Raw genomic sequence first — 10,194 nt, 5'->3', positions numbered from 1 at the left:
AGGAAGTCTCATAGTCTTTTACCGGAGTCTCCTCCACACGGTATGTGATCTTCTGCTGATTCTCATACTCCGGAAGGTTTTCGAAGCTGTAGTTCCAGGTGTCACTGTTGGTATTTGTCCAGGTTGCTTTCACTCCCTGTACCAGTTCTTCATCTCCAGTGCCGACTTTCCGGTAAAGCTTCAGTTCCACTTTCTCAGGTCTCAGACCGTCCTGGTTGCTGTTGTCATCCCAGGTCTTGGTTCCGCTGATTTCTATTGTTCTTTTTTCTTCCTCATTAGTAATAGAAACTGCCTGTTCTTTCTTACCTTCTGACAAAACAACATCCGTTTTCTGATAAGTTACAGTATAGTTGATACCATTAACATTCGCCTTGCCATCCTTATCTAATGTAAGAATATTACCCTGTGCATCGGTTTCGAATACATAATATATAGTTTCATTTTCTTCACCAAGCGGAAGATTGTTAAATACGACTGATTCAGTTGTTCCAGTTGTAGTACCTGTCAAAGTCAAACTCTTGACTGGTGAATAACGAACAAACTTATTATTCTCATTCCTTGTAAATACTGCGAAATAAAATGTTCTTTCTGTATTCTCAGATTTAAAGGTTTTATTAACTGTAATTTTTCCAGATTCTGGTGTTTTAACCCATACACCAACCTTTGCTGGCTCTGCGATCAAAATACCAGAGGTTTTTCCTTCATCTGTATAACTATAAGCAAAACTATTCCATGCAATATTACTTTCCCCAGTATTTTCTACATATTCCGGAACTTTACCATTAAACTGGATTGTAACAGTCTTTCCTGCTGGAAGTTTGAAATCTGCTGGGAACTGGAAGCGAATCAGTCGATCTCCAGCCTGATATTCATTATGCCATTCTACTGTATCGTTATCCTTTTCAGTAGACCATTCTCCAGCACCATCTCCAATTGTTGTTGACGCATCACTTGAGAATTGTACCGTAACACCCTTAATAGTTGAGCCATCTGCACTTACTACAAGACCTCCATTGTAAGATACTTCAAAAGCACTTCCTCTTCCATAACCAGCAATTACACCAATATCTCCTACATATGGAAGGCGATCGATTACAACCATATTTGCAATTGTTGTAGTAGTTGCTTCATTCTTTACATTCAAGGTATATGTTACATCTTCTCCCTGCATGCCTTCCACATAGTTTTCTGGCATTGGACGGTCACCACTTCCGGTATCATCCTTCGGATCCTTCTTATGATTTGCATGTCTATTATATGCAATAGTCTTTACAGAAGATGTTGCTACACTGGAAAGTGTATAAGATGCGGAATCCTCATATTCCTTATCAAAATCATCCTCACCTGGAACAGTTCCTGGCTCTGTATATCCATGAACAGTCAATTTAGCATGGTTTGTATAGATACCATCCTTAGAATCATCGGTGGATCTTATACTGGTGGCATATTTAATTTCAAGATATTCGCCAGGCTCCAGCTTAAACTCGCTATTCTTTGCCGTGTCAAAATTCCAAGCAATTGTTCCCACTTCAGTGTCTATAGTTGGTTCAACAAATGGAATTTCACGACGTAATGTTCCATCACTTTTACTATAGACTATCATAGTATTTTTATATTCACCATTTTTAGATTTCTGATACTGATATCCGCTAGGTAACGTATCCAGAATAGAATAATTAGTGAGTGCCGCACCTCCGTTTCCATACGTATCATTATTAATTACAAGTTTCCATACAATCTTACTTCCAGCAGTTCCACCAATAGTGGTCAACTGACCATTATAATCTTCTCCTCCTGCATAACATCCTTCAGCAGCCTTTTCGAAAGAAATATGTGTAGTATCTTCTTCTATTGTGAAGTTATCACTGTCACTTGTTTCTGTTCCTACTTTTCCTTCTGAATTAATAAATGGTTTCGTTGCCTTTAAAGTAGCTGTATTTTTGAAAGTTTCAAGGACAAGGGAATCTTTAGAATCCTTCAGTTTCTTATATATTTCTTCGGCTTTTTCTCTTGTCAGTCTCGCCTTATAAAAGATTATTAAACTAATTTTTTCATCGTTATTTCCCTGAACTGCTTTCGAAAACTTAGTTGTTATAGTATTTCCAGAAACACTTACCGAAACTTTTCCCCAGCTGTTTTCTGATTCCCAGGTGTATTTGTTTTTATCTGTTCCAACTTTCACAAGAACATCTTTTGTCTCATCATATTTCGTCCATTCCAGTCCTTCTGGCAAAGTATCTGTAACTACAAAATCATCCGAAACTTGGCTTCCACTTTTTTCTGAAAGATTTTTTACAACTACAGCATAAGGTATTATAAGTTTATTCTGCAAATCCTCTACACTGCTATAATCATCTGGATTTAAAGAAATAGACTTATTCAAATTATCTGGTTCAAAAGAATTTCCCTCGCCCAGACTTCCGCCTGCATATTTAAACACATCCAGTTTTCCATCTGCGCTCCCATATTCCACAGAAGTCACAGGCTCACGTCCATTAATTGAAACCTGATTATACGAATCTTTAAAATTATCTTTCAGTTTCAATTTGTAAGACAAAACCAGTTTTCCCTTCGGTTCAATGCAGAAGCCATCTATTTTTTTAATCACATCCGCATTCTTTTGCGAATTTTTATTAGATGTAATCAGGAAACTAAAATCTTTTACATCCCACTTATTTATAACCAATTCATCGCCTTTATTAATTCCTTTTACACCTTCGGCTTCTTCCACTGTTAAAATTAATTGATAATTATTATTTGCATCATCTACTTGATGCGTTGTATCACTGCTATTATCCTTATTTACCAGAGTGTCTTTTCCATATACTTCTGTGATATTACTCTCTCCAGTATTGGTAATGGTAATTTTATAAGTAAGAACATCCCCTCTTGAAACAATTCCTGGATTAGGCAAAGGATTTCCATCTTTATCATATACTACTTTTGTTTCCGTAATGTCCCCTTGACTTGGTTCTACTACAACCTCAGAATCTGATTTATGATTTTCATCGATTTCTGCTGTATTTTTAACTTTAACAAAGCCAGTCTCTACTTTCGGCATCGTCGCCCAAACATTAACGGATGCAGATTCACCAGCATTAAAAGTTCCAACGGCCTTAAATATAACTTTTGTAATTTTCCCGTTTTCGTCTTTTTCATAAACTCTTTCAATAGTGACATCGTTAGGTTTATTTTCCACGAATTTATCACTCTGTTTATTTTCTTCAATGGTAATTCCATTTGGAATATCCCAAAATGCCAATGGCTCATTTTCTGTTAATACAGATGAACTAATTCCAGTATTTTTTACTGTAATTGTATATTTTACAAGATCTTCGGAATCAGCCAAAGTTCTGTCAGCTGTTTTGGTAATATCAAAATTGCGGGAATTCTTATGTACGGTTACTTCACCCTTTACAACATGCTCCCCTTTAATCACCTGTGCAACATTTTTGAAACTCTCTTCTGTTGAATTACTTTTCAGCTTAACTGGAACTTTGATGGTAACACTTCCGCCAGGTTGTATATCCGCCAAAGTGCCTGCAATTTCACCAGTAACTGAATCATAAGTGACCTCGCTAGTAAAGCTGCCACCCTCAATAGTTACCTTTGCAACCGTACCGTCCAGTTCCATTCCAGCAGGAAGCACATCTGAGAACTTCCAGCCACTAGCCGCTGCAGTTCCTGTATTTTTAATTGTGATGGTATACTCTTCTTTTCCATCTACAATTGGTTCGGCGGAAGCAGTTTTGGTTACTTCCATTTTTTCTTCATCTTTTTTCTGCTTTACGGTATTGGTTTTAGTTGCTTTATCATTATTGATTGTAATCTGGTTTGTAATTTCCTGGGTTTCGTTTTGAACAACTTTCATGAGTACATAGCCCAAAACTTCTTTTCCAGATGGTACACTTTCAAATTTCCAGGTTGCCTTATCTCCAGCTATTTCTGCTGTTGCTTTTATTGGGGAATCTGCTTTTGTCCAAATTCTCTTAGATGGAGTAAATGCATTTCCACCTACATTCCACTGACCATTAGTCGACAATGTATTAAGCTCATCTTCAGTAATAAACGCAAGACTTCTGGCAGGACTAACCTTAGTAAGATCATCTTCAATAACGATATCTGTATCAACGTCTCCGTTATTTGTTGCTTTTACCTGATATAAAATATAATCGCCATAAAGTACATAGCTATTATTTTGATTATAATCATTCCAGTGCCCTGTCTTAGCTGTTTCAACATGCAAAATTGATTTATTATTGCCATAGTCATCCCGAAAATCAATCTCACCAGGTTTCTTAACGAGAACAGTTGCTTCCGCTTTATCAGCAAGCTTAATATCTGCAGAATTATCAATAGGTGAAACTGTTGTTTCTAACTCGTTGTTCACTTCTCCATCTACATAATTTTCTGCAAACTTAATTTTATCTTTGCTTACTATTACTTTTCCAGTCCAGTCATCAAGCTGTTTTTTTGGATCCTCAGAACTAGAACTTTTTGTATATGTAATAGTATATCCCACAACCTTATTCGAATCATTTTCATCATAGATTGAATTTTTCATGTATCCATCCATATTCTCAAAGGAAATAGCGGCATCTGCATCAGCCGCATCAATATACATTCCTTCAGGAAAACGCATTGTATCTGTAATGCTAAAACCTTTCAGCCAAAGATTTCCCTCTTTAATCTCATCGTGATATTCATGCAGAGTAAACTTGAGATCATCTTTCATTACAAAACTTGTTGTAGTGCCAGTAGTTCCAATAGATACATTATCTGCTGTTTTTTTATGATGCCATTTCGGCTCTGCTTCACATTTCAATGAGGCATTCGCTTTGTTTTCTCCATCTACTGTAAAACTAGCATTAATATCATCTTTACTACTGCTTACGCCTTCTGGAAATTTCACTCTCATTTTTATCAACTGAGTAGATCCATTTTCAGTCAATCCTTCAACTTTGATTTTTTGATTGCCATCCGCATCAGTGCTCAAAGTGTATGTTATACCATTTGCAACATATATGTTATTTACAAAATCTGGAAATTTTGCATTCGTCTTTCCAAGATTAATTTCTACGTCAGAAGTAACAATATGATCATTGTTATTAGCCATTCCAATGGATGCAAACAAGTATCCTTCTTTACCAGATTTTATACTGTCAATAGATGCACTACCACTTTCCCCATTTTCCTTAAAAGACAAAGCAACACTAGTAATTACATTTGGATTTGAAGCGCGCGTAATTGTAGTCGTCACGCCACCCACAATTGAAAAACTATCCTGCGTAAAACCCATAGAGGTGATCTCGCCGTCTGCGTTTGTGTTTACGTATTCGGTTACAACTTCGGCCTGTCCATCATTGTCCAAGTGGACAACATCTTTATTTACGACGTCGCCATCAACGGTGCTTTCCTGAATCTGTTTGAAGCTCATATCTACTTTTACATTTCCGTTTTCAGGTTCAATTCTGCTTCCATCGGCGGTCAGGAAATATACATCGTAAAGTACGTACTCAGCTTCCGTATTCTCAGCGTCCAGTCCCAACTGGCTGCTCAGCTGGCTGTTGAATGCTGCTACTGCTGCATTGTAGCGGTCGGTGCCAGGTGCGATGTAGTCCGCTTTGATTTCTGCATCCTGTGGAAGGTTTGCATCTTCCGGAGCTGTTGCTGTAATCACTACACGACTGTCTTCATATCTGAAAGAAGTCTTCGGTGCTTCTGTCGGAGTCGGTGTCTCACTTGGGGACGCGCTGACTTCTGGTGTCGGAGTTGCAGTTGCCTCGGCAGCTGGTGTTGCTGTAGCTTCCGGTGCTGCAGGAGCTTCCGTCACTTCTGCTGCAGGTGCCGCTGTGGGCTCTGTTGCAGGTGTTTCTGTCGGAGCTGCTGCAGGCGCCTCTGTTGGCTGCTCTGCTGGCGCTTCTGTCGGCTGCTCGGCAGGTGCTTCCGTCGGCTGCTCTGCTGGCGCTTCTGTTGGCTGCTCAGCAGGTGCTTCCGTTGGCTCCTGAGCTTGTTCCGCAGCAGGAGTTTCCTGCACTTGCTGAGATTCTTCCTGTTTCTCAGCAACCGGTTCCGCTCCCTCCTCTGTTGCGTATGCTTCTGCTTCGCTTTCAGACGGAGTCGGTGTTGCCGTCGCGTCCTCAACGTAGGTATCGTCTGTTGCCAGAACAGTCAGACTGGACTGCTGGAATATCATAGATACCGCCAGAAGTATGGCAAAAAACGATTTCAGCCTTGAATTCTTTTTCATGTTACAACCTCCTTTTTAAGATCGGGTTTTCCTTTTTTTCGGTGTGGTTTCGCAGGCAGAAGTAGCCCAAAACCCATTTTTATCATCATATCACACTGATTTTGAAGGAGCAATAATTTATGATCACCTGAAAAATCCCTGTTTTCTGCTGTTTCACTAAGGAACCTGGCATGAATCGGTCTTCATTTTCGTATTTTTATAGTGTGTATTTTAGTGTACTGTCTCCATTTTCGACTTTTCATTGAAAAAAACACACAATTTCTTATTTTCTCTGCTTTCACAGGACAAAAAAGCTACATGTTTACTCCATTTTCTCTGTTTGAATTTCAGCATATTGCACAATTTCACGCCCTGTTTTCTAAACTATATTCGCTCCAATTTTCGTATTTTTTCATGGTGTATCTTGATGTACACTCTTTCGTGTGGTATAATAAATGCCAGAAAACCAATGCACTTATACAATTGGCAAACAAGAAATACGCACCATCTTCATTTTCAAATGATAAAGCATACAGGAGGACTCCCTATGTTTCTCAAAAAGACCCCTAAGGCAAAGGGAACTTACCTTGCCATCACCGAATCCTACTATGATAAAGAGAAGAAAGCCACTCGTCAGAAGACCATTATGGGGTTGGGATATCTGGAAGATTTAAAGAAGGATTACCCGGATCCCATCAGCCATTTCGAGAAGGTTGTCGCTGATATGAACCAGGAACGAGAAGCTAAAAAGAACTCTGTGGTATATGTTGACCTTACTACTGCTCTCTCACCGGGAGAACACTCTCTGAAAAATGTAGGCTACGGCATTCTGAAATACCTTTATAAGGAGCTTCAGCTGGACATTTTCTGGCGTACCAGGACCTGGAATCTATCTCTCCCCTATAATATAGAAGAGCTTTTCCGATATATGGTCATTTCCCGTGCGCTTTACCCAAATTGCACCTGGAATGAAGCTATTGAAAAAGGAATCTACTTCGAAGAATCCGGAAGCATCTCAGACAAAGACCTGGATTCTGCCTTTCATGTTATTGTGAAACTGCAAAAAGATCTGCAGAAGTGGATTTATGAGCATTCCGGCAGCATCCTTTCCAGAGATACTACTTCTGCTTTTTTGGATCACACCAGCTATAATTTTTCCATTCCGGGAAGCATGCCCTCTGACACGCAGCCCAATGCCAAACGTACAGATTCCACCCTTCACCTGGATCTTCTCACGGACAGAAATGGAATTCCCATTGCATATGACCTGTCTACCAGTGGTACTGTGTTGAACCAGTCTGTTTTTAATGCCGTAAAGCAATTAAAGAGAGAGAATCCCAGAACCCGTTTTTATAATACTGCACCTGCACGTCCGGAGGAGGAGCCTTTTATTTGCAATGGAGTTCCGGCAGACGGATATATTTATGGTCTGCCTGTACATACTGCGAATGCAGAATTTAAGGATTGGGTACTGAAGGATGGTTATCAGGAAATGAAAATTCTGAATGAAAAGCATCAGACTATCCCTCTTCTTTATAAAGAGCGGATTTTTGAGGATAGGGAAAAACAATTTGTATACTACCATGAGCTTCAGGCCAGACAGCAGCGCCTTGCCAGGGAGTCTTCCGGAAGGCGTACCGGATTGAAGCTGGACGGATATACTGCCATTGCTACTGATAATCTGGAGGTGGATAATCTTGCCCCTTATCGTCTTTTCAGCGGACTTCGTCATATGGAGAAAATTTTCCTTGATTCCAAAAGCCAGTATGACTCCTCTGCTACCTTCATCTGGACACCGGATAAGATCAATGCCCATTTTGTGATTGGGTTTGTGTCCTTTACTTTAATGCGTATGCTGCAGGCGAAGCTTGATTTCCAGTTTTCCATGGAACAAATCGGGACTTCTTTGCAGCGGTATAATTGTGTGCAGATTGCAGGTAATATTTATCAGTTTACCTATTATGATGTGATTCTGGATGCATGTGAGAAGGCGCTGAAGCTGGAGCTGCATAATAAATACCGCAGCCAGCTCCAGATTCGGAGACTGCTGCGGTACTAAGGACTTTATATTTTTATATCTTTTTATACATGTCAGGCTTTTTCGCCTGGCATGTTATCTGTCTGCTCCCAGGCTTCCCTCTCCTGGAAAATGCAGTTCGTACATTTCCCGGGCGGCGCGGGTGACGATTCCAAGCTCTTCTTCCATCTTCAATGTCTGCGGAAGCACCACGGCAGTATCATAAATATCCGCTTTCAGCTTGTCCTTGGCACGCTCACTGCTCATTTTCATAATTCCAAACAGCGTGCTGTTATAAGCCTTATCAGACTCACTAAGCTCCATATACGTCTTCACCATATGGCAGCACTCCCTGTAAAGAAGCTCTTCATAATCCTTTCCCTTGGCGCAGATTTCCTGGAATTTCATTTTATTCAGCTGTTTCATGATCTCCTTACGTCCGCCACGGACTCCCATAAAGCGCTTGCCGCTGTCTTTATTAAACTCCATCAGCATCCACAGTGCGATCAAACCGTCAGCCCGGGTATCACCGCCAAGCTCAGACGGATCCTGATAACGGATGTCCCAAAGCTCCTTGCGGATCTGATTCAGCTCCGGCTCCTCTCCTGCCTCAATTGACATATTCAAAAGTGCCAGACGTCTGGCCGGGTCCGATTCTCTGTAGTATTGTGTAATAGTCGGGGTATCCATAATATTCTCCTTTATACTTCTTCGTAGGTCAGCTCGGTCTCAGCCATATTAAGAGCTTCCTCGATTACTTTATCCATATCCATATAGCGGTACATGCCCAGTCGTCCGCCGAAGAGTACATTCTTCTCTTCTAATGCACGACGCTCATACTTGTCAAAGAGCTCGTCATTCTTCGGATCATTAATGGGATAATATGGCTCTTTTCCCTTCTCCCATGCTGCCGGATATTCTCTTGTGATAACTGTCTTCGGCTGTGTCCCAAACTCGAAGTGCTTATGCTCAATAATACGGGTATAGGGCACCTCATAATCGGTATAGTTCACAACCGCATTTCCCTGATAGTTCCCCATATCAAGCACTTCTGTCTCAAAACGCAGGGAACGGTACTCCAGCTCACCATAGCAGTAATCATAAAATTCATCGATCATACCGGTAAAAAGGATCTTATCTGCCTGTGCAGTGAGCTCTTCTCTATTTGCAAAGAAATCCGTCTTCAGGCAAACCTGGACACCCTCCAGAAGCTTCTTGATAATACGGGTATAGCCGCCCTTCGGAATACCCTGATAGGGATCCTTAAAATAGTTATTATCATAGGTATAACGAAGAGGAAGTCTCTTGATAATAAAGGACGGAAGGTCCTTACACTCTCTTCCCCACTGCTTGCGGGTATAGCCCTCTACCAGCTTCTCATACACATCCTGTCCCACCAGCGCCAGTGCCTGCTCTTCCAGGTTCTTCGGGTGTGTGATGTGCATGCGGCTGATCTGCTCCTGAATCTTCGCCTTCGCCTCTGCCGGAGTCCGAACTCCCCAGAGCTGGTGGAATGTATTCATATTAAACGGAAGATTATACAATTCATCCTTATACACAGCAATAGGTGAATTTACAAAGTGGTTAAACTCTGTAAACTGATTCACATAGTCCCAGATTTCCTTCTTAGAAGTATGGAAAATATGTGCGCCATACTTGTGGACCTGGATGCCTTCTACTTCCTCTGTGTAAATATTACCGCCGATATGATCACGCTTGTCGATCACCAGGCAGGTCTTGCCCTTCTTAGTAGCTTCGTGAGCAAATACAGCTCCAAAAAGTCCGGCTCCTACAATTAAATAATCATATTTTTTCATCTTGTGTTGCCCCTTTCTGTTATGGGAATGCAGATTTATTACGTCCGTTTTCTGCCAGACACTGATATACAATGTCTTTCATTCCCGGATAAAGATGTTATTATTATAACAAATTTTCAGAAAAAAAGGTA

General features: G+C 40.6%; 5 protein-coding genes. 2 read left to right on the top strand and 3 right to left on the bottom strand.

Going from position 1 to position 10,194, the window contains the following annotated elements; genetic code table 11:
• A partial coding sequence (locus AB5170_RS02245) for a Cna B-type domain-containing protein (protein WP_368365038.1) occupies positions 1 to 5,680 on the bottom strand: 5,680 nt, incomplete at its 3' end.
• Between AB5170_RS02245 and AB5170_RS02240 the strand changes: the two genes are divergently transcribed.
• Positions 5,625 to 6,008: a hypothetical protein gene (locus tag AB5170_RS02240; protein WP_368361397.1), complete on the top strand. Its 384-nt coding sequence runs from the start codon at positions 5,625 to 5,627 to the stop codon at positions 6,006 to 6,008. The two genes, AB5170_RS02245 and AB5170_RS02240, sit on opposite strands and share 56 nt — an antisense overlap.
• Before the next feature lie 768 nt (positions 6,009 to 6,776).
• A complete protein-coding gene (locus tag AB5170_RS02235; RefSeq protein ID WP_173771810.1) occupies positions 6,777 to 8,288 on the top strand; it encodes a hypothetical protein in 1,512 nt (503 codons plus the stop codon).
• 54 nt (positions 8,289 to 8,342) lie between these two features.
• Here the strand turns inward: AB5170_RS02235 and AB5170_RS02230 are convergent, their stop codons facing one another.
• Both AB5170_RS02230 and glf read right to left on the bottom strand, forming a co-directional pair.
• Complete coding sequence (locus AB5170_RS02230) at positions 8,343 to 8,936, bottom strand: DUF6553 family protein (protein ID WP_173718751.1); 594 nt, start codon at positions 8,934 to 8,936, stop codon at positions 8,343 to 8,345.
• A gap of 11 nt (positions 8,937 to 8,947) precedes the next feature.
• Positions 8,948 to 10,063 (bottom strand): UDP-galactopyranose mutase, encoded by a 1,116-nt coding sequence (gene glf / locus AB5170_RS02225; RefSeq protein WP_148462337.1) that lies wholly within the window; start codon positions 10,061 to 10,063, stop codon positions 8,948 to 8,950.
• Positions 10,064 to 10,194 lie beyond the last annotated feature (131 nt).

The organism is Ruminococcus sp. RTP21484sp1_RTP21281st1_A8_RTP21281_210402 (assembly GCF_040914025.1).
Taxonomy (GTDB): Bacteria; Bacillota; Clostridia; order Lachnospirales; family Lachnospiraceae; genus Blautia_A; species Blautia_A faecis.
This window is presented reverse-complemented; position numbering and strand designations above follow the sequence as displayed.

Bases quoted from the DNA above. Each gene is read 5' to 3' on its own strand.
- glf (WP_148462337.1), bottom strand. From the start codon at position 10,063: ATGAAAAAATATGATTATTTAATTGTAGGAGCCGGACTTTTTGGAGCT.
- AB5170_RS02230 (WP_173718751.1), bottom strand. From the start codon at position 8,936: ATGGATACCCCGACTATTACACAATACTACAGAGAATCGGACCCGGCC.
- AB5170_RS02235 (WP_173771810.1), top strand. From the start codon at position 6,777: ATGTTTCTCAAAAAGACCCCTAAGGCAAAGGGAACTTACCTTGCCATC.